The organism is Niastella vici, assembly GCF_002077945.1.
Classification (GTDB): Bacteria; Bacteroidota; Bacteroidia; order Chitinophagales; family Chitinophagaceae; genus Niastella; species Niastella vici.
Map to the genome: position 1 here is coordinate 104236 of NZ_LVYD01000102.1, position 19418 is coordinate 123653.

Consider the following 19418-nt stretch of genomic DNA (forward strand, 5'->3'; position numbering starts at 1 on the left):
TTCATCAATTTCTTTAATATAGTTATTCATACCCTAAATTTGCCAATAATGATAAGCCAGCAAACCATACAGCAGATACTTAGCCGCATAGATATTATTGAGATCGTGGGCAGCTTTATAAAGTTAAAAAAACGCGGCACTAACTATTTGGGGCTTTGCCCGTTCCATGGTGAAAAAACACCCTCCTTCACCGTTTCACCCGCCAAAGAGATCTATAAATGCTTTGGGTGCGGCCGTAGCGGTAATACCATCAGCTTCATCATGGAGCATGAGAAATATTCTTATGTGGAAGCCTTGCGCTGGCTGGCTTCAAAATATAATGTTGAAATTGAAGAAACCGCTGTTAGCCCCGAAGTAAAGCAACAGCAGTTGGTGGCCGACAGCTTATTCATCCTGAACAATTTCGCCCGCCAGTATTTTACCCAGAATCTTTTTGAAAGCGAGGAAGGACAGGCCATTGGCCTCAGCTATTTAAAAGAACGCGGTTTTCGCGAAGAGATCATGCAACGTTTTCAACTGGGTTACTGTTTGCAAACCCGCGATTCATTTGCACAAACTGCGTTGGCTGCACAATACAGCCTTGAGAACCTGCAAAAGAGTGGTCTGGTGGTAGTGCGGGATGATAAGCCTTTCGACAATTACCGCGGCCGCATCATTTTTCCGGTACACAATCAAACAGGAAAGGTAATAGGTTTTGGTGCGCGTATCATTGGCAAAAGCGACAAGGCGCCCAAATACATCAACACACCCGAGAACGAGGTTTACATAAAAAGCAAGATCCTCTATGGGACCTATTTTGCACGGCAGGCAATTGACAAATACGACGAGTGTTTACTGGTAGAAGGGTATACCGATGTGATCTCCCTGCACCAGGCCGGCATTGAGAACGTAGTGGCATCGGGCGGTACATCGCTTACGATGGACCAGCTACGGCTTATTAAAAAGTATACAAAAAACCTTACCATCATTTACGATGGTGATGCGGCCGGGGTTAAAGCTGCGTTACGCGGCTTAGATATGGCGCTGGAAGAAGGGCTGAACGTAAAGCTCGTGCTGATACCCGATAAGGAAGACCCCGACAGCTATGTAAATAAAGTAGGCGCTGCCAGCTTCAGAGAGTTTATTGACAAGAATAAAAAAGACTTCATTTTATTTCAGCTCGATGTTCAGTTAAAAGATGTTGGCAATGATGCCAATAAAAAAGCCACGCTGGTAAACCAGGTGGCTGAAACCATTGCCAAGATCAACAAGCTCGAAGATTTTACCAAACAACAGGATTACATAAAGAAATGTGCAGAGATCCTGCGCATTGAAGAAGGCGGTCTGGTAAACCTGGTGAATAAGTTCATTCGCGAAAAAATTGCAAAGGAGGAAGCAAAGAATCAACCGGTTGATCCTGCACAACAGTATCAACAATATGAAGAAAATTCCATGCAGGGCGCTGCATCAGATTATAGCGATGAGACCTTCAACCTCATTTTCAAGGATGAAATGCAGGAAAAAGCCCTGCTGAAAATATTGCTGGAACATGGCATGAAGGAATGGGACAAAAACCAAAAGATAGCAGAGTATATCTTTAATTCAGATATAGTGGAAGAAATGATCGAGAATCAAACGGTTACCAAGATCCTGCACATGTACCGCGATATGTTGGCGCAACATCTTGAAGTATCGGATAAAGACTTTATTTTCTCCCAGGAGAATGATGTGAGCACATTGGTGGTGTCGATCTTAAATTCGCCTTATGAGTTAAGCGAACGCTGGCTGGCCGAAAAGCAGGTTTTCTCTGTACTGGAACAGGGTTTCAGAAAGTACATGAACATTGAATACAAGCATAAGCCGTTGCAAAAGGAAGAAAAGACTTTCAGGGATGATGTACTGTCGACCCTGCAATACCTGAAGTTGAAAAAGATCAAACATTTGATGGAACAAAACCTGAACGATCTGGAAGCCAATAATACTTACCAGAAGTTTTTAGAACTGCTACCGCCTCACCTTCATATCAAAGACATGGAGATGGAAATAACAAAGATGACAGGCATTGTATTCAAGAAATTATAACCAATGCTCTTAAAACGAATTAACCCCGTATCGTGGCTCAGCCGCGACCGGGGTTAAAAAATAAATTTAAATACTGTCGTGATGAGACAGTTACATACATCAGTAAAAATAATGCACGGGAAAAACTAACCAACCATGGCAGGGGCCGGAGCAACCACTCTTTTTCTGCCACCAGCTTTTGCAGCAGCTACGGCCTTGTTGAACCGCACGGCGGTCCATACATGGTCTAAAGCCACTTCATCTGCGCTATCAAAACCAGCGTTTTTAACGCCATCCCAGCTGCATACCCTGTTGAGGTCAGTAGCAATTTTTGAAGTGCTTTTTGGATAAGCAATCCAGAATTTGCCTCCTTCCTGAAGGGCGGGAAGTACATCTCTTAAAATGCCGTTTAATTGATTTTCGTTTACTGCAAACACCAGTGCAAAGTCAATCTTTCGGGTTTTTAACAGTGGTGTTACATTTTTGGCAAACGATAATTTGACAAATTGCTTCTCAATAGAGGAAGGCAAACCCTGTATCAGAACATTTTTTTCTTCCTGTAATTGAAGCTTTTCTAACAAATTTTGCGACATGCCGAAGGTTTTTGTAATAAGCTTTTCAGGTTATAAAAATAGACGGGATTGCAAAGGTATGAAAAGATGTTCACGAGAAGAAAAAAAATTTAACAACATTGGTGCAGAGCACTAAATTCTGCACCAAATGCTGTTAAAATTATAGGATTGGTTTAATCTAAAGTGATAAGGCTCAAGCTGCAAGGGCTATGCTGTTAACCGCTTGCCGTTTGCCAAAAAAAATTAGAACGCTTCACTGCTAAATCTTTTTGCCTGCGTTAATGGTGCGAAAACGGGTTTATATGCTGGTTTAACAATATGTGTCTGCCTGACAAATCACCCCTTCTGCCCTGTTCCTGTGTTTAATTTCATTTAATTTCCTGTCGGTATCGCTTCCGCATTTTCAAAATGTACTTTTTTGAAATGATGTGCCTCCTCGCCCATCTCCGATTCATTAGCGGCCACCAGGGTCCATTTCTGACGGCTTTTGCCCAGCCAGGCCGATTGCAATACCGCGGCGCCATTATTTACAGAGCTGCCAAATACTTCCAGCACTTTTTCGCTTGCTTTGTTCACCAATCGCAGTTCTCCCTTTTTACCTACTTCGAGTAACCGCCACAGTTGGCAATCATTTTCTTTGGGGTCTTTTAAATGCACCTGTATATTTTCTTTTGAACCGCCCGGTACATCCAGCGCCCGGCCGCTTACCATGTTCGTGATCTTGTACCAGCCATCACCGGCATATTCAAACCGCCATCGCTGGCAATCCTTTCCACTCCAGGCTGTTTGTGTTACCAGGGCCAGTGGAGCGCCCGAACAATCGCGGGTGTTCAATACTTTTTTACTGTTCACATTGGTGATGCGGTAGATGCCATTGGTAATGGTCGCGTACTGTATTTTCTCACTGGTTTCAGGTGTGTATTTCTCCTGCAACATATCTGCATACCTGCTCCAGTTCCAGTATTTACCCGGATCGGTATGGGTATTGCCGCTGTAGTGCTGGTGGCCTTTTATATGGAAGGCTGCACCCTGTACATTCATGCTGGCGGTAGCCAATCCCTGGTAACAACTTGCCGCATCAATGGAGCGGCGTGTGCAAATATCACGCACCAGGGCTGCCGAAGACAAATACATTTTATCTGAAAACCATTTATTGCCATACGCTGCATAACCTTCATGCACAATGCCAATTGTATTTGAATTGGCGCTTTGCATATGATAGGCCATGTCATTTTCTTTTACCATTTGCGTTACCTGCCCATCCGATGCACGAATAATATAATGCGCAGAATTATGAGCGCCCGGATTTTTGAACCAGGAAATAAGGGCGGCATAACTTCCCTGTGCAGTATGAATGGTTATATGGGTAATGGAAGCATTATTACGGCCGTTCTGATAATTATTCGTGTGGGCGCGCACATACAGGGCTGCAGCATAATCAGCACCTGAAATATCGGCTTCGGTGGTTGAACCTGACTTTCCTATCCGGTTATTGGTAAATATGGTTTTATTGGCGGCATCAGCGGTAACTGCCGTAGTGCTGAACAACACGCTATCGGTGGCCGTATTGATCTCCACAACCGGTGATTGCAATTTTTGTAATAAAGGCGCCGGAAATATTTGCTCTAATTGCACTTTTACCGGCGCTCTTTTCAGCGAAGGGGTATTAAACCCGTTGCGCAAATGATCATATATATCATATTTGAACAGGGCCAATGCATACTTGTTTATGACAGAACTATCGTCAGGAAATTCGGCCAGCTTATCGAAGACAACGGCAAATGCTTCTGTACTCATGAGCGCATCCCATTGCCGCATGCTGGCTTCGCGGCTTAAGAATTTGGCAACAGACAATATCTGCAACCGTACATCATTGTTATATTGTTCAGGTGTAATACCGCTGATGTTGCAAACGGTCAACAGGTTGTTCCTGAAATAACCACGGCCGTTTTCAACCAGGGCAAACAGGCCATAACGCGGTGGCATACCTGTGCAATTTTCTGCATCGTGGCCCGTTGGCTGCAGGTTGGTAAGGCGGGAAGCAGAATAAGCGGTTGCTTCCAGCAGGCCACGGGGGATATTCGGATATCGCCAGTATGCTTCTTCAAAATATGTTTCCAAACCCAATATGGTTTGTTGTTGCGCCTGCCCCAGCAGATGAAACAGTATTCCCACGGTGGTCAATGCAAGCAATTTCCGCTTTCTCATAATTAAATGGGATTGATGAACAGGATTATTGACGAGTGACGAAAGGATATATGGACCTTTCAACGGTGCAGCTATAATACCGGTGAGGGGTAACCGGTACCGCCATAACGGCGGGTAAAACGGGTAGAAATTCAGACCATAACCACGTTTACAATATAACAGCTTGTTTAGGGAAGATGCTGTTGCTTTTTTACACAGGGGTAGAAGGCAAGCTATGTGCCACTTTTATAATTTGAAATCATAAAAAGGTGCCATAACGGGGTTGATTATGCACATTCAGGGGTGATGCATTCGGTTATTACGGTAAAGTGTCGTAAAAGTACCTGTAGCAGCACTTCGCCCGGCGCTTTTCATAGCGCCCGTCGATGCCGGTCAAAGATTGCACAGGCTTTCGCTTTGGGCATAAAAAAAGCGCTCCCGCCAGGGGAACGCTTTCTAAATATTATTTAAATGTTTACTATTTGCCTACCGGTTTATAGTATTGCATGGCCTCAGGCATCATTTCGCGCAACTTTTGTATGCGGGTATCTTCAGCCGGGTGGGTGCTTAAGATCTCAGGAGGTCTTGAGCTGCCGCCAGCGGCTTTCATTCTTTCCCACAAAGGAATTGCTTCCTGGGGATTATAACCAGCCATTGCGGCGAATATGAGGCCGTAATGGTCGGCTTCCAGCTCCTGTTTACGGGAGAAGGGCAATAAAGCGCCTACATTGGAACCAATACCATAAGCGCCCAGTAAAATGTTCTGCGCAGCAGCGCTTTTGTTGGCAACGGCTACTGATAATGCCTGGCCGCCTAACTGCTGTACTGCTGCCTGGCTCATACGTTCATTACCATGGTGTGCCAGGGCGTGGGCGATCTCATGGCCTAAAACCACAGCCAGGGCAGCTTCATTCTGGCTTATCGGTAATAAGCCGGTATACACTACTATTTTACCCCCGGGCATACACCAGGCGTTCACTTCTTTTGAATCAACCAGGTTATATTCCCATTTATAGCCTTCCAGCTCTTTGGTAAGGCCTTTGGCTACATAATATTGATTGATGGCCGATACAAGTCTTGAACCTACCCGGCGAACCATTTCTGCGTCTTTGCTGCCGGTATGCGCAACTACCTTATTCTCGCTTAAGAACTGCGTGTACTGCTGGGCAGCCATTGATTGAATATCGGCTTCATTGTAAAGGGATAGCTGATTTCTACCTGTGATCGCATTTTGCGAACAGGACGCTATGCCTGTTGCCAATACGGCGGCAACGATAACTTTATGCATGACTTGTTTCATTTCTAATGGGTGTTTACTTCTGTTTATTTAAACAATCCTTATACCAGGCTAATAAGCAAAATTATTACCGCCTGCAATTTATGCAGGTTATAACTCATTCTTTAACAAACTTATAAAATGAAAGCAATAACATCAAATTATGAAAAAGACAAATGATTACCTCCTTCCTCAACGGTTAGACAAATTTGGGGAATTAAATCAATAGACAATTTGCAATTGCAAGAACATTCAATGTGCCCGGCAATTAGCGGCAAACATATAGATCCCGACGAAAGCCTGTCCCGGCTTTCGTCGGGATCGAAGGATGACTATTGTTTACGGCGGCGCTCCTTGCGGCGGTCGCGGTACTTCAGAATGGGTACCTTGCTTTCGCTGCCACGCAACAGGCGGGTAATATTTTTTTGGTGGGTGAGCACTACCAGCAGGGCTACGGCAATGGCAAAAGCCCGGTACAGTGGTTCCTTTTCATTAAAGATCACCAGAATGAAAACGGCAAATGCCACGCTGGCTAAAATAGAGCTGAGGGAAACAAAACGGGTGAGGTACAATACCAGCAGGAAAATACCTACACACAATACGGCCACTACGGGCTGAATGGCGAGGATCATTCCAAACAGGGTGGCAACCCCTTTCCCACCCCTAAAATTGGCCCAGATCGGGAAAATATGGCCCAATACAGCGGCTAAACCCAAACCCACCATAAAGTTGGTCCGGTCCCACATATTGTCCATATTCATATAATAAGGAAGTAGAATGTAAAGGCTGGTGGCGGCTACGCCTTTCAAAACGTCAATGACCATTACAAAAGTGCCCCATCTGGAGCCTAAAACACGGAAAGTATTGGTAGCACCGGCATTTCCACTGCCGTATTCACGGATATCGATTCCAAAAAACGCTTTACTAACCCAAACCGCTGTTGGAATAGAGCCGATCAAATATGCTATTACAATGAGTAACGCTTCTTTCATTGAATAGTTGGTTGAAGTTAGGAGACGAAAATATGGAAAAAAAGTTAATTAATTGATAACTATCAGTTTCTTGCGAACATTATTTTTTTAGCATTAAACACATCCAATCACCCCTTGTCTGTTGCCCGTATACTGATAATCCACTGTTTACAGCAGCCTGTTCAATATCGGGTCGGTCACCGGTCAATAAGCCACTCATAATTACAACGCCTGCTGATGTTAAATGTTGTTTAATTGCAGCCATATTTGCAAGCAATACATGTTTGTTGATATTGGCTAAGATAATGTCATATTCTGTTGACATTTGTAAAGAATCTGCCTTTTCAATCGTGATGTTTGAACAGTGATTTAGCGCAATATTCTCTTCAGCATTGGTAATGCTCCATTCATCGTTATCTATAGCCATAACAGCCTTTGCGCCCAGCCTTTCGGCCAGTATGGCCAGCACACCGGTGCCGGTACCAAAGTCGAGCACATTTTTGCCGGTGAAGGATAGTTGTTGCATGCTTTGTATCATCAGGTGTGTGGTGGCGTGATGACCGGTGCCAAAGCTCATTTTGGGCGTAATGATAATTTCATGTTGCACCTGTTGCAACGGGGCATGAAAATGCGCCCTGATCCCACAGAAATCATCGATGATCACCGGTTGAAAGTTCTGCTCCCACTCTGCATTCCAGTTCCTGGGCGCAATGACCTCTTTGGTAATGGTTGTTTCGGTACCTGCAATCAAATCGTATGTATCGGTTTCACTATACAAGTCCTCAGGTATGTAGGCCGAAATGTAATGGAGGCCTTCTTCAAATCCTTCATACCCCAGCTCGCTCAGCTGGGCGATCAGTATTTCCTGCTGTTCTTTTGATACGGGTTGGAACCGGATGTGGATGTAATTCTTCATGGTATAAAAAAAAGGTCTGCAATTTTCCATTACAGACCTTGTAGTATTTTATAGTGAGAGGTTACGATGCTGGCCGCTCAGGCGCTCTGCCTTCAGGTTTTGGCATCAGGATCTTACGGCTGAGTTTGAACTTGCCGGTCTTGTGATCGATACCGATCAGCTTTACTTTCACCTTTTCGCCTTCTTTCAGCACACCTTCCATGGTTTCGAGGCGTTTCCAGCTAATTTCGCTGATGTGTAACAAACCTTGTTTGCCAGGTAAGAATTCAACAAAAGCGCCGAATTCTTTAATGCCTTTCACGGTGGCTTCGTATACTGAACCTACTTCAGGAACAGCTACAATACCCTTGATCCAGGCAACGGCTTTTTCAAGACCTTCCTTGGCCGGACTAAACACGCTCACTTCACCGTAGTTACCAACTTCTTCAATATTGATGGTAGTGCCGGTTTCGCGTTGAATTTCCTGAATGATCTTGCCCTGGGGCCCTATCACCGCACCAATGAATTCCTTGTCGATAAACAGTTTCTCCATTCTCGGTGCATGTGGTTTCACCTCCGATCTTGCTTCGCCGATGGCTTCATACATGGCATCGAGGATGTGCAGGCGGCCGTTGCGGGCTTGTGCCAAAGCCTCACGCATGGTATCCATACTTAAACCATCTATCTTGATATCCATTTGCACACCGCAAATTCCTTCGCGGGTACCGGTAACTTTAAAGTCCATATCACCGAGGTGGTCTTCATCGCCCAGGATGTCGGTCAAAATAGCGTATTTACCATCGCTGGGGCGGGTGATCAATCCCATAGCCACACCACTCACGTGTTTTTCGAAAGGTACCCCTGCATCCATCAATGCCAGCGAACCGGCACAAACAGTAGCCATGGAAGAAGAACCATTCGATTCCAGAATATCGCTCACAATACGAACAGTGTAAGGATATTCATTGCCCGGCATCATTTGTTTCAGCGAACGCATGGCCAGGTTACCGTGACCTACTTCGCGGCGGCCGGGGGCACGCATCATCTTCACCTCCCCTGTTGAGAAGGGCGGGAAGTTATAGTGCAAAATGAATTTGGTGTAATCTGATACGGCAGCGCTTTCAACCAGCAACTCATCTAAAGGCGTACCTAAAGTAACGGTTGTAAGTGATTGCGTTTCACCGCGGGTGAACAATGCTGAACCGTGGGGAGAAGGCAGTACGTCTACTTCCATGTTCAACGGACGAACCTGGTCGAGCTGGCGGCCGTCGAGGCGGATACGATCGTCGAGGATCATATTGCGCACCACTTCCCATTGCAGGTCGTCGAAATATTTCTTGGCCAGCTTCTTCACATCATCTTCCGCTTCTTCGCCCAGGCTGGTGATCAATTCGTCTTTTAATGTATCAATAGCATCAGTTCTGTCGTGTTTGGCAGAAGCTGAGCGGGAAATTTGATAGATCTTGTCTTTGGCAAAATCGGCCACTTTTTGTTGCAGCTCGGTATTTTGCTCGGGTTTGGTGTAATCACGTTTGCCGGCAACACCTACTTTGGCGCGCAGTTCTTCCTGGGCCTTGATCTGAAGGCGGATGGCTTCATGCGCAACTTCCAGCGCTTTTACCAGATCTTCTTCTGAACATTGTTCAGCTTCACCTTCCACCATCATCAGGTTTTTGCTGGTGGCGCCAATAATGAAGTCCATATCGGCTTTGGCCAGTTCTGTACGGGTGGGGTTTACGATCAGCTGACCTTCTACGCGGCCAATCCGTACTTCAGAAATGATCTCCTTAATGGGAACATCAGAAACAGCAAGGGCTGCCGAAGCTGCCAAACACGCCAGTGCATCGGGCATTACTTCTTTATCGCTTGAAATAAGCGTTATAAGTACCTGAACATCACATAAATAATCTTCTGGGAAAAGTGGACGCAGTGCGCGGTCGATCAACCGGCTTACGAGTACTTCATAATCGCTCAGTTTGCCTTCGCGTTTGAAGAACGAACCCGGAATACGGCCGGCTGAAGCGAATTTTTCATTATAGTCAACTACCAGAGGAAAAAACGATTGTCCTTCCTTGGGTTCTTTATTGGCAACAACAGTAGCCAGTATGATACAGTTACCCTGGCGAACCGTTACGGCTCCGTCGGCCTGACGGGCCAGGCGGCCGGTTTCAATAGAAACCTCGCGTCCGCCCCCTATATCAAAAGTTACGCTAATTGGTTGAGAGAGCATATCAAAATTGTAGTTTAATGGTCGCAATCACAGCTTGCATGGAGGTGGGATGATGTAGCAAACGATAATCAGCAACCGGTTATTAAAACAACATGTTCAGAAAAAAGTATAACAAAAACAACTATTCCCAACCGGCATACAGTTGGGAATAGTTATTTATCGAAATATACACTTATTTTCTGATACCAAGTTTTTCAATTAATGCGCGGTAACCTTGCAGGTTATGTTTGCTCAGGTAAGTGAGCAGGCGCTTACGTTTACCTACCATAGTCATCAGACCGCGGTGAGTTGAGAAATCCTTCTTGTTTTGCTGAAGGTGTAAAGAAATACTGTTGATGCGTTCTGTCAACAACGCAATCTGGCCCTCAATGGAACCTGTGTTTTTAGCATTGCCACCAAATTGTGCAAATACGCTCGAAACTTTCTCTTTTGTTAAATAAGGCATCTCAATTTGTTTAAAAACATCCAGAAATTATCTTCTTAATTTGGCGGCAAAGGTATATAATAAATTCTAATTGAGTGGATAGTATGGGGGAAATTTTTTTAAAAACACTATTTTTGACGTTTCCGGTTTCCGGGATTTGTCCCCTGGAACCCCAGCCAAGGTTGGAGTAAACGATGTAATCGCCGATAAAAAGGCGTAAATAATTCATTTTCATTTAAATAAGATAAAATAAACCCTTTTCCCGGTCAATGAAGCACCTGGTTTTTGCCGTTACCAACGAGTTGAACTATGATCAGCGCATGATACGTATTTGTACATCGCTGTCGCAGGCGGGTTATTCTGTGACCCTGATAGGCCGGCGTTGGTCAACATCCACACCCCTGGTGCCCCGCCCTTTTGCCCAGAAAAGGCTTTTTTGCTTTTTCAGTACCGGCAAGTTAGCGTACCTGGAATACAATCTGCGGCTATTACTTTATTTATTATTTAAAAGAACAGATGCCGTATGTGCCATCGACCTCGATACCATACTCCCCTTTTATATTATCTCGAAGCTGAAGGGCATTCCGCGTGCGTATGATGCACACGAACTATTCTGCGAAATGAAGGAAGTGGTTACCCGGCCGGCCATCTACCGCACCTGGAAGCGGGTTGAAAAATTCACGGTGCCCAAATTCAAACACGGGTATACGGTCAATGATGCCATTGCCCGGGAATTCTATCGCATGTACCAGGTGCAATACGGGATAATACGGAATGTACCGGTATTACAACCTGTAACCATTCCCGAAAAGCCGGAGAAATATATCTTATACCAGGGGGCGGTGAATGAAGGCCGCAGCTTTGAAACCCTGATACCCGCCATGAAGCAGGTGAACGCACGGCTTATCATTTGTGGAGAAGGAAATTTTATGCAGGCTGCCCGGCAACTGGTACAGGACCATGGTCTTACTGAAAAAGTAATATTCAGGGGGCTGATATTGCCAGAGGAACTCAGACAGTATACGGTACAGGCCTGGATAGGGCTCACCCTGTTTGAAAATAAGGGGTTGAGTAATTATCATTCCCTGGCCAACCGTTTTTTTGACTACATCCATGCCGGGGTACCCCAATTGTGTGTGGATTACCCAGCTTACCGGGAAATAAACAATAAGTACAATATTGCTGTTCTAATAAGTGACCTACGGCCCGAATCGCTGGCCGAACGGTTAAATGAATTATTGTATAACAAAAAATTATATGATCAGTTGCAACAAAATTGTCTGAAGGCCCGCGAGGCCATAAACTGGCAGCAGGAAGAAAAAAAGCTATTGGAGTTCTATAAAAATATATTCTAGCCATTGGAAAAGCATTTACATATTGTTTCATTCGACGTACCCTTTCCTGTTGATAACGGGGTGATGATGGATATTTTTTACACCCTGCAAACATTGCATGCAGCCGGCATCGCGGTTCATTTACATTGTTTTGATTGCGGCCGCGGCCAGCAACCCGACCTTGAGAAATACTGTGTTGAAGTAAATTACTATTCCCGCCAATGCGGTCATAAAGGGTTTTCGACCAGGTTGCCTTATATGGTGGCTTCCCGTTCAAATCCTGAATTGCTGAACAGGCTTTGTGAGGATGAATATCCCATATTGCTGGAGGGTGTGCATGGCAGTTACCTCCTGTACGACGAACGGTTCAGCAATCGAAAAATATTATTACGGGTACACCAGATAGCGCATGAGTACCTGCGCGAACTGTCGCGAACTTCTTCTTCTCCGTTTAAAAAACTGTATTACCTGCACGAAAGCAAATTGATGCGGCAGCACGAAAGCTTTATTGCCGGTAAAATAACCATCCTTACCCAAAGCCAGCAGGATGCGGCCGTATACCGGCAGCAGCTAAATGCATCTTCCGTGCTGGCGTTACCGCCTTTTTTACCCTTCGGCGATACGGTCAATAAGGATGGGATCGGCTGTTTTTGTTTGTATCACGGTAATCTTTCTTCGGTGCAGAATGAAAAAGCGGCGCTCTGGTTATTAAAAAATGTATTTAAAAAGTTGAACGTGCATTTCGTGATAGCCGGTAAAGATCCTTCGGCCCGTCTTGAGCAGGCCATTAATTCGCAATCGAATGCCTGCCTGGTGGCCAACCCCAGTGAGCAGGAAATGCAGGACCTTATTAGCCAGGCGCATATTCATGTACTGCCTTCGCTTTCCAGCAAACCGGTTCAAATAAAATTATTGAATGCGCTGTTCAACGGCCGACACCTAATTGTCAACGAACAAATGGTGACCGACAGTGCGCTCGCGCCTTACTGTCATATCGCTACAACTGCCGAAGCGTTTCAGTCGGTTATTGTACAATTGAAGCACCAGCCGTTTGACGATCATGAAATTATGTTACGCCGCAACCTGCTCGAAAAATATTTCGATAATGAACAGAACGGGAAACGGTTGTTATCCCTGATTTATTAAAGGTCGCTGCCTGCCTGTTGCATGTCAATAAACTGATGTAGCCGGTAAACATCGAACAGGAACAGGGAAGGATTGCAGGAATGCAGGTTGGTTTTAATGTACAGGCCCATAAGCGTTTGCAACAACCGGGGAAGCCATAACAGCCGGTATGTTTTCAGCGTGTAATAGAATGCGTACAGCCGTACATGTGCTTTAAGCTGGGCAACCGGCACCAGCTTTTGCAGCCGGGCCAGATTCTGCAACGCGTTAACGGTTTTGGCCAGAAATACGGCAGTTGCTTCTACCCCATCGTGCTCAACCGCATTATCAATATATTTTACGGGTACCTGAAGCGTTTCGAGTTGAATACCGATCCAGGTATCTTCATGCCCATACCCGGTAAAGGAATCATGGAATTGCAGTTGATTGAAAATGCTTTTATGTACCAGGAAATTATTCGACATAAAACCGGCGTAAGGCTTGCGGTTACGGTTGGCTGTATTGGGGGCTTCCCGTACGGTACCATATTTCCAGTGTAAACGACAGGTACAATCTGGAGGCGGTGTTTGGCTGTATATTCTGCCGCCCGGCACCACGCAGGGCGTATCACTTAACTCATCAAAATAGTTTTGTAAGAACCGGGGTGAAAGCAGCAGGCTGTCGCCATCAAGAAAAACCAGCCAGTTGAAGCGGGCGTTCTGCGCCAGCAATTGGCGAATGCGAATGCGGCCATGATTTTTTGTACCGGGTACATACCGTACAAAAGGGAGATGGGCAATGGATGCATTGATGGCCTGCCACGAAGCATCGGAGCCATCATCCATAATAAGAATTTCGCCATCCTTGTTCAGCGCGGTCATCTGGCTGCTAAGGGCTGTTGCCAGCGCCGTAATGTTGCGGTTGAAAACAGGGATGCAAACAGCGATCATGTAATATTGATACTGGCGTTATCGATCACCCGGCCTCTTTCGGTGCGAACCGTACGGGCGGGATATTTATTGATAACGATATAATCGTGGGTAGCCATTACGATAGCGGTGCCATAGTCGCGGGAGATATGGAACAGCAGCTGCATGATCTCATCGGAGGTTTCGGGGTCAAGGTTACCCGTAGGCTCATCGGCCAGGATCAGCTTGGGCGAATTGAGCAGGGCGCGGGCGATATCAACACGTTGCTGTTCGCCACCACTAAGCTCAAAAGGCATTTTAAAACCCTTTGATTTAAGGCCAACTTTATCGAGCACATCGATGATCTTTTCATCCATCAGTTTTTCGTCCTTCCAGCCGGTGGCGCGCACCACAAAGCGCAGATTATCGTTTACGTTACGATCGGTGAGCAATTGAAAATCCTGGAAAACAACACCCAGGTTACGGCGCAGGAAGGGGACTTTTTTCCAGTCCATATCGCGCAGGTTGAAACCAACAACGGTTCCATCCCCTTCTTTCAGGCGCAGATCGCCGTACATGGTCTTTAACAGGCTCGATTTTCCGGTGCCGGTTTTACCAACCAGGTACACAAACTCGCCTTTTTGCACTTTGAAATTTACATCCTGTAAAACAAGGTTGTTCCCCTGATAGATATTTACGTGCCGTAGGTCAATGATGTTCTCCTGCATACTGATCCGTTAAGTTGAAACAAAAATAAGCAATTCAGCCCAGTTATGAATTTTGTGTTTTACCACTAATAGCATGCCCATTGTTAATAAACTCAGGACTTTAGACAATTTTTCCGGTTCGGGGGAGCGGGGATGTGCCTGCATTTTGAAACAGGGAAGAAAGGCTGGCGGCCAGGGCCGTTTACTGGCTCTAATATATGGTTAATTTTTTATGTGAACAAGGCGGAGTTGGGCTCTTAATTAAGCCCCCCAGAACGGGAACTCTCTCTTCTTTTTTATTGGCAGCGTGTAGATATCCCGGAGATGTCCCGGATATAAGCCGGAAATATCATACTGATATCCTGTCACTTTATAACTCCGGAATATCTCCGGTTTAGTACAATGATATTCCTAAGTTGTTTTTATAATATAGGTAGTCTCGCCCTGCGACATACCGTTATTTTTTGACCATTAAACCATCGTTTATGCCAAAGTTGATAGGAAGTTTGCAATTCATCGGTTCCCTCGATAACATGAGCGCCTATAAAATGCGCGGTTCCGACAAGATCATACTCCGTAAAAAAGGCGGCCCCTCGAAAAAGCAGATCAAGCAAGACCCGCACTTCGATCTTACCCGCCGGAATAACAAGGAATTTGGCGGAAGATCAAAGCTTGCCGCCCAAATCAAAAATGCGCTGTTTCCACTGCGTTCCCTGACAGATTATAATATTACCGGCCCGCTCAATGCATTATTGAAACATATTCAAAAGCTGGATACCGAAAATGAATATGGGAAGCGAAATGTGCTGATCTCGAAAAACCCACGGTTGCTCGAAGGATTTACCCTGAACCGCAAAAACCTGCTTGAATCAATTATAAGTACCCCATTTTTATGGTCATTACAAAAAGATCAGGTGATCATTGATGTGCCTGGGCTGTTGCCGGGCATTAACTTTATAGTGCCGGGCGATTATTCCTGGTACCAGTTTACTGCTGTGGCCGGTTTGGTGCCCGACCTGTATTATCACGAGCACGGATACCGGCCAAAAGACGACCGGGTGCATTTTCGGGATCTGGCTTATTCAGACTGGTTGCCGGTGAACACCCCTTCCCCTGCCGGCAAATTGATCGTAACCGGTTTGCCCGAACAAAAACCGGAAAACTGCAGCTTAATGATCGCTGTGGGCATTGCCTTTGGAACCATTCAACGTGGCGAAATTGAACAGGTAAAATACGTTGGCGCGGGAAAGGTGATCGGGATGGTTTGAGGGGTGGAAGCGAGTTTGCCGGATAATAGCTTGCCCCAAAAGGGCAATTGTGTATTTTAGCGTAATGGATTGGATAGAATTTATCTCCACTGAGATTAGCAAAAAAAATGATATAGAACTTCGCTTTAATTCACCCGTGCCCGAAAGCAGATTGATTGAATTGAAAGAACAATTTGGTCTTACCCAGTTGCCTTTTGAATTGGAGCAATTTTACCGACAAACAAACGGTATTGATGAATATATATATGTTGAGAAAATTGGTGAGTTTATCTGGTCGATTGACCGGGTAATTGAAACTAATAAATTCAATAGAAATTCTCCGCGTTATAAAGACATTTACAAAAGCTTTGACGATCTGCTTTTCTTTTCAGATGCAGGCAATGGAGACCTTTTTGGTTTTGAAACCCTGAACGGTAAATTTGAGCGATCTGATGTATATGTTTGGAATCACGAAAATGACAGCAGAGAATGGATTGCCCCGAACATGAAGGTATTTATAGAAGGATGGACAAATGGCTTCATCAAAGTATAACTATCTTTGGCCCATGTTTGACTTTCGATTAAAGGTATTTTACACCGTTGCGCGCAGACTGAATTTTACCAAAGCGGCGGAAGAATTGTTTATAACGCAACCCGCAGTAACAAAACATATCCACGAAATTGAGACCTACTATAAAACCCAGTTGTTTCAACGGAATGGCACCAGAATAAAGCTAACGCCGGCCGGCACCGCTTTACTGGAACATGCTGAACAGTTGTTTGCGATCTACAGAAATATAGAATTTGAACTCGCAGCCATCAATCAAAATGCAAAAGGCACCATGCGGATCGGGGCCAGCACCACAGTAGCGCAATATGTGCTGCCCAAATACCTGGCGCTGTTCAAACAAAAATTCCCGGACATAAAAATTGCCCTCACGGCTAATAATACGGAGCATATTGAAAACGCACTTATTGCCAGTAAAATTGATTTCGGCATTATAGAGGGGCAATCGAAACGGCCGCAACTCAAGTATACTACCTTCCTGAAAGATGAAATAGTGTTATGCGCCAGAGCGGGTAATCCGTTCCTGAAAAAGCAATCCATTTCCCTGGCCATATTGAAAGACCTTCCCCTGCTGATGCGCGAACAAGGATCTGGCTCACAGGAAGTGATTGCCGCGGCCTTAAAAAAGGCAGGACTTACCATTTCGAAACTAAAAGTGGAAATGGTGCTGGAAAGTACAGAAAGCATTAAGTCGTATCTCTCCGGTTCCGACTGTTTTGCCTTTCTTTCCAGACACTCCATTGTAAAAGAATTAAAAAGCAATGAGCTCAATATTATAGATATAAAGGATCTGCATATTGAGCGGGCTTTTTATTTTGTAAAGCAACAGGGCGATAACCAGCACCTGCCTGAATTGTTTATGAAATTCATTTCCTCTGATAACTTTAAGTTATAGCAGATTAAATCTATTCATTTCTCCCGCTGGCCACCATTTTATTCCTTTGTGCCGGAATAATTATCAGCACAATGGAAACAGAACAGGTTAATCCAAATGAAGAAAGGAAGTTCCTCGACAAAACGATTACCACACGGGAATTGATCTTTTTACTGGCATTGGTATTTTGCATCTCCCCACTGATCACTCCCCCACTCGCTTTATTGCTGGGACTGGTGATTGCCCAGTTTATCGGGCATCCATACATGCATCTGAATCACAAGGCATCACATATATTATTGCAACTTTCAGTTGTAGCATTGGGATTCAGAATGAATGTCACCACTGCCTTGCAGGCCGGAAAACAAGGGCTGCTGATCACCATTATTTCTATTTTGGGAACGTTGATAACAGGTTATTTCATTGGCCGCATCTTTAAAACCAATAACAAGACATCGTATCTTATTGCGGCCGGCACGGCAATCTGTGGCGGCAGTGCTATCGCTGCTGTATCGCCAGTGATAAAGGCTGAAGAAAAGCAGATCAGTGTGGCGCTGGCCACTACGTTTATTTTAAATGCGCTGGCCCTGGTGGTTTTTCCCATGATCGGCTACTGGTTGCATTTAAGTGAGACCCAGTTTGGGCTTTGGTGTGCAATAGCCATACACGATACCAGTTCAGTAATTGGCGCCGCCAGTAAATATGGGCGTGAAGCGTTGGAGATCGCGGCCACTGTAAAACTGGTGCGGGCATTGTGGATCATTCCCGTTGCATTTTTCAGTACGTTGATATTTAAGAACAAAGGAACCCGTATTAAGATCCCCTGGTTTATCGGCTTTTTTGTGCTGGCCCTTTGTTTGAATACCTACGTGCCCGTCATTCAGCAATATACTAATTACATTGCCGGTGTTTCAAGGTCGGTATTGACGGTTACGTTATTCCTGATTGGCTGCGGACTTTCGGGTAAAACAGTAAAAACGGTAGGCTGGCAACCCGTTGTGCAGGGATTTATTTTGTGGTTGATTGTTTCTGTGGCAGCTTTATTGGCTATCCTATATTTAAGATAATTTTATTAGTGTTTTTATAAAGCAATAGTACTGCAATTGAGCTTTTGTGTTATTTTGGCTTATCAATAAGAATGATGCTGCGTAAAATAAAAAGACAGGCGTGTTTAAATAAATACTCAACCTTTCCTTTAAGAGATTATGATACCGAAAACGATGAAGAGGTATATTCATTTCCAACTGTTTTCCGGTCTTATATCTTGACGATCCCTGCCAAAACTTTCAGGGGTAATATCAGGGATTTAGGTATAGAGATTTCGAGGTTGGCAAAAGAACTGAAAGCAAACTCCCTGATCTTTCTGGGCGATTCAGTAACGCCCCATTATGTACTTTCTATGATGTGGATTTCAGCAATAATCAAACCTGCGGGCTTTCGGAAGATGAAAAAATTGCTATCAGTTAATCAAGAGGAGTAATTACAGCGGGTAAATCCTTTAAATTAGCGCATTAAAAATAATCATCATGAGCTCCTACACTTTACCTCATTTCGGAGAAATAGATCTTTCGAACCTCGATGAATATTATGATGTGGAAATTGAAATGAACGGAAAAGAAGTTGACCTCGATCTGAATTTTGAGAAAAAGACTGTTGACCCAGCCAGGTTGGATATCGTAAAGAAATTTTTGGAGAAATTACCGGAGTTTGATCAAAAGAATAAGAAATATATCGTTGAGGATTTTGAAGGCGAAGATAATGATACTGTAGCCACCTATGTTGAGCATCATTTGGAAGAACTTGATGAAGATGAACTGGGGGAGATCATTGATTTTAAAAACGAAGCAGTGGAACCTGAAAAGCAATTTATAGATGCACTGCACCTTACCCGGGTTGGGTTTTACCCCGACGGAGACGACCAGTTTGCTATTTTTGATTACTCTATAGGCCGTGAGCTAACAGATTACCTGGTGGTTATTTTTACCGATGAAAATGGCGAACTGGAATATATGACAATGGAAAGTTAACTGTTAAACGCATGTAACGCTGTTGATACGGGTAGTTCTTATGGACTACCTTTT

18 protein-coding genes are annotated in these 19418 nt (G+C 44.7%); 9 read left to right on the forward strand and 9 right to left on the reverse strand.

Annotated elements, in window-relative coordinates:
* The first annotated feature begins 48 nt into the window (after window positions 1-48).
* Window positions 49-2061 carry a DNA primase gene (gene dnaG, locus A3860_RS35080; protein WP_081155265.1) on the forward strand — a complete coding sequence of 671 codons (2013 nt, stop codon included), beginning with the start codon at window positions 49-51 and terminating at the stop codon, window positions 2059-2061.
* Between the two features lie 125 nt (window positions 2062-2186).
* On the opposite strand, the gene A3860_RS35085 is transcribed toward dnaG, so the two are convergent.
* The 7 genes from A3860_RS35085 to rpsO all read right to left on the reverse strand — a co-directional run bounded on the left by A3860_RS35085 (window position 2187) and on the right by rpsO (window position 10616).
* Window positions 2187-2633 carry a hypothetical protein gene (locus A3860_RS35085; RefSeq protein ID WP_081155266.1) on the reverse strand — a complete coding sequence of 149 codons (447 nt, stop codon included), beginning with the start codon at window positions 2631-2633 and terminating at the stop codon, window positions 2187-2189.
* A gap of 351 nt (window positions 2634-2984) precedes the next feature.
* Entirely contained in the window at window positions 2985-4820 is a 1836-nt protein-coding gene (locus tag A3860_RS35090) for an RICIN domain-containing protein (RefSeq protein ID WP_081155267.1), read from the reverse strand.
* 457 nt (window positions 4821-5277) lie between these two features.
* The gene (locus A3860_RS35095) at window positions 5278-6099 is read right to left on the reverse strand and encodes a M48 family metallopeptidase (protein WP_081155268.1); all 822 of its coding nucleotides are present in this window, start codon (window positions 6097-6099) and stop codon (window positions 5278-5280) included.
* Between the two features lie 308 nt (window positions 6100-6407).
* A complete protein-coding gene (gene plsY, locus A3860_RS35100) occupies window positions 6408-7067 on the reverse strand; it encodes a glycerol-3-phosphate 1-O-acyltransferase PlsY (protein ID WP_081155269.1) in 660 nt (219 codons plus the stop codon).
* 79 nt (window positions 7068-7146) lie between these two features.
* Window positions 7147-7992, reverse strand: a complete 846-nt coding sequence (gene prmA / locus A3860_RS35105; protein WP_081155270.1) for a 50S ribosomal protein L11 methyltransferase — start codon at window positions 7990-7992, stop codon at window positions 7147-7149.
* Between the two features lie 31 nt (window positions 7993-8023).
* Window positions 8024-10171: a polyribonucleotide nucleotidyltransferase gene (gene pnp / locus A3860_RS35110; RefSeq protein ID WP_081155271.1), complete on the reverse strand. Its 2148-nt coding sequence runs from the start codon at window positions 10169-10171 to the stop codon at window positions 8024-8026.
* A gap of 172 nt (window positions 10172-10343) precedes the next feature.
* On the reverse strand, window positions 10344-10616 hold the full coding sequence (gene rpsO / locus A3860_RS35115; RefSeq protein ID WP_081155272.1) for a 30S ribosomal protein S15: 273 nt from the start codon (window positions 10614-10616) through the stop codon (window positions 10344-10346).
* Between the two features lie 248 nt (window positions 10617-10864).
* Between rpsO and A3860_RS35120 the strand changes: the two genes are divergently transcribed.
* Together A3860_RS35120 and A3860_RS35125 are read left to right on the forward strand one after the other, a co-directional pair.
* Window positions 10865-11950: a glycosyltransferase gene (locus tag A3860_RS35120; RefSeq protein WP_245843693.1), complete on the forward strand. Its 1086-nt coding sequence runs from the start codon at window positions 10865-10867 to the stop codon at window positions 11948-11950.
* A 3-nt stretch (window positions 11951-11953) separates the two neighbouring features.
* Window positions 11954-13075, forward strand: a complete 1122-nt coding sequence (locus A3860_RS35125) for a glycosyltransferase (protein ID WP_081155273.1) — start codon at window positions 11954-11956, stop codon at window positions 13073-13075.
* On the opposite strand, the gene A3860_RS35130 is transcribed toward A3860_RS35125, so the two are convergent.
* Together A3860_RS35130 and A3860_RS35135 are read right to left on the reverse strand one after the other, a co-directional pair.
* Window positions 13072-13983 carry a glycosyltransferase family 2 protein gene (locus A3860_RS35130; protein ID WP_081155274.1) on the reverse strand — a complete coding sequence of 304 codons (912 nt, stop codon included), beginning with the start codon at window positions 13981-13983 and terminating at the stop codon, window positions 13072-13074. The two genes, A3860_RS35125 and A3860_RS35130, sit on opposite strands and share 4 nt — an antisense overlap.
* Entirely contained in the window at window positions 13980-14669 is a 690-nt protein-coding gene (locus A3860_RS35135) for a cell division ATP-binding protein FtsE (RefSeq protein WP_081155275.1), read from the reverse strand. The genes A3860_RS35130 and A3860_RS35135 overlap by 4 nt, the downstream gene beginning before the upstream one ends.
* A gap of 464 nt (window positions 14670-15133) precedes the next feature.
* Here A3860_RS35135 and A3860_RS35140 point away from each other — a divergent pair, with 464 nt between their 5' ends.
* The 6 genes from A3860_RS35140 (at window position 15134) to A3860_RS35165 (ending at window position 19364) form a co-directional block, all read left to right on the forward strand.
* Window positions 15134-15916, forward strand: a complete 783-nt coding sequence (locus tag A3860_RS35140; RefSeq protein ID WP_081155276.1) for a hypothetical protein — start codon at window positions 15134-15136, stop codon at window positions 15914-15916.
* Between the two features lie 64 nt (window positions 15917-15980).
* Window positions 15981-16448, forward strand: coding sequence for an SMI1/KNR4 family protein (locus A3860_RS35145; protein WP_081155277.1), 468 nt, complete (start codon window positions 15981-15983; stop codon window positions 16446-16448).
* 13 nt (window positions 16449-16461) lie between these two features.
* Window positions 16462-17358, forward strand: a complete 897-nt coding sequence (locus tag A3860_RS35150; RefSeq protein WP_081155278.1) for a LysR family transcriptional regulator — start codon at window positions 16462-16464, stop codon at window positions 17356-17358.
* Window positions 17359-17429: 71 nt separating this feature from the next.
* Window positions 17430-18404: a YeiH family protein gene (locus tag A3860_RS35155; protein WP_081155279.1), complete on the forward strand. Its 975-nt coding sequence runs from the start codon at window positions 17430-17432 to the stop codon at window positions 18402-18404.
* A gap of 71 nt (window positions 18405-18475) precedes the next feature.
* Window positions 18476-18817 carry a hypothetical protein gene (locus A3860_RS35160; protein ID WP_081155280.1) on the forward strand — a complete coding sequence of 114 codons (342 nt, stop codon included), beginning with the start codon at window positions 18476-18478 and terminating at the stop codon, window positions 18815-18817.
* Window positions 18818-18863: 46 nt separating this feature from the next.
* Window positions 18864-19364: a DUF2004 domain-containing protein gene (locus tag A3860_RS35165; RefSeq protein ID WP_081155281.1), complete on the forward strand. Its 501-nt coding sequence runs from the start codon at window positions 18864-18866 to the stop codon at window positions 19362-19364.
* Window positions 19365-19418: the final 54 nt, after the last annotated feature.

What these genes read in the sequence shown, in the direction of transcription:
- dnaG (WP_081155265.1), top strand. Translation starts at nt 49, where the DNA reads ATGATAAGCCAGCAAACCATACAGCAGATACTTAGCCGCATAGATATT.
- A3860_RS35090 (WP_081155267.1), bottom strand. Translation starts at nt 4,820, where the DNA reads ATGAGAAAGCGGAAATTGCTTGCATTGACCACCGTGGGAATACTGTTT.
- A3860_RS35160 (WP_081155280.1), top strand. Translation starts at nt 18,476, where the DNA reads ATGATGCTGCGTAAAATAAAAAGACAGGCGTGTTTAAATAAATACTCA.
- A3860_RS35150 (WP_081155278.1), top strand. Translation starts at nt 16,462, where the DNA reads ATGTTTGACTTTCGATTAAAGGTATTTTACACCGTTGCGCGCAGACTG.
- A3860_RS35095 (WP_081155268.1), bottom strand. Translation starts at nt 6,099, where the DNA reads ATGAAACAAGTCATGCATAAAGTTATCGTTGCCGCCGTATTGGCAACA.
- A3860_RS35155 (WP_081155279.1), top strand. Translation starts at nt 17,430, where the DNA reads ATGGAAACAGAACAGGTTAATCCAAATGAAGAAAGGAAGTTCCTCGAC.
- A3860_RS35120 (WP_245843693.1), top strand. Translation starts at nt 10,865, where the DNA reads ATGAAGCACCTGGTTTTTGCCGTTACCAACGAGTTGAACTATGATCAG.
- A3860_RS35165 (WP_081155281.1), top strand. Translation starts at nt 18,864, where the DNA reads ATGAGCTCCTACACTTTACCTCATTTCGGAGAAATAGATCTTTCGAAC.
- A3860_RS35130 (WP_081155274.1), bottom strand. Translation starts at nt 13,983, where the DNA reads ATGATCGCTGTTTGCATCCCTGTTTTCAACCGCAACATTACGGCGCTG.
- A3860_RS35145 (WP_081155277.1), top strand. Translation starts at nt 15,981, where the DNA reads ATGGATTGGATAGAATTTATCTCCACTGAGATTAGCAAAAAAAATGAT.
- plsY (WP_081155269.1), bottom strand. Translation starts at nt 7,067, where the DNA reads ATGAAAGAAGCGTTACTCATTGTAATAGCATATTTGATCGGCTCTATT.
- A3860_RS35085 (WP_081155266.1), bottom strand. Translation starts at nt 2,633, where the DNA reads ATGTCGCAAAATTTGTTAGAAAAGCTTCAATTACAGGAAGAAAAAAAT.
- pnp (WP_081155271.1), bottom strand. Translation starts at nt 10,171, where the DNA reads ATGCTCTCTCAACCAATTAGCGTAACTTTTGATATAGGGGGCGGACGC.
- A3860_RS35135 (WP_081155275.1), bottom strand. Translation starts at nt 14,669, where the DNA reads ATGCAGGAGAACATCATTGACCTACGGCACGTAAATATCTATCAGGGG.
- rpsO (WP_081155272.1), bottom strand. Translation starts at nt 10,616, where the DNA reads ATGCCTTATTTAACAAAAGAGAAAGTTTCGAGCGTATTTGCACAATTT.
- prmA (WP_081155270.1), bottom strand. Translation starts at nt 7,992, where the DNA reads ATGGAAAATTGCAGACCTTTTTTTTATACCATGAAGAATTACATCCAC.
- A3860_RS35140 (WP_081155276.1), top strand. Translation starts at nt 15,134, where the DNA reads ATGCCAAAGTTGATAGGAAGTTTGCAATTCATCGGTTCCCTCGATAAC.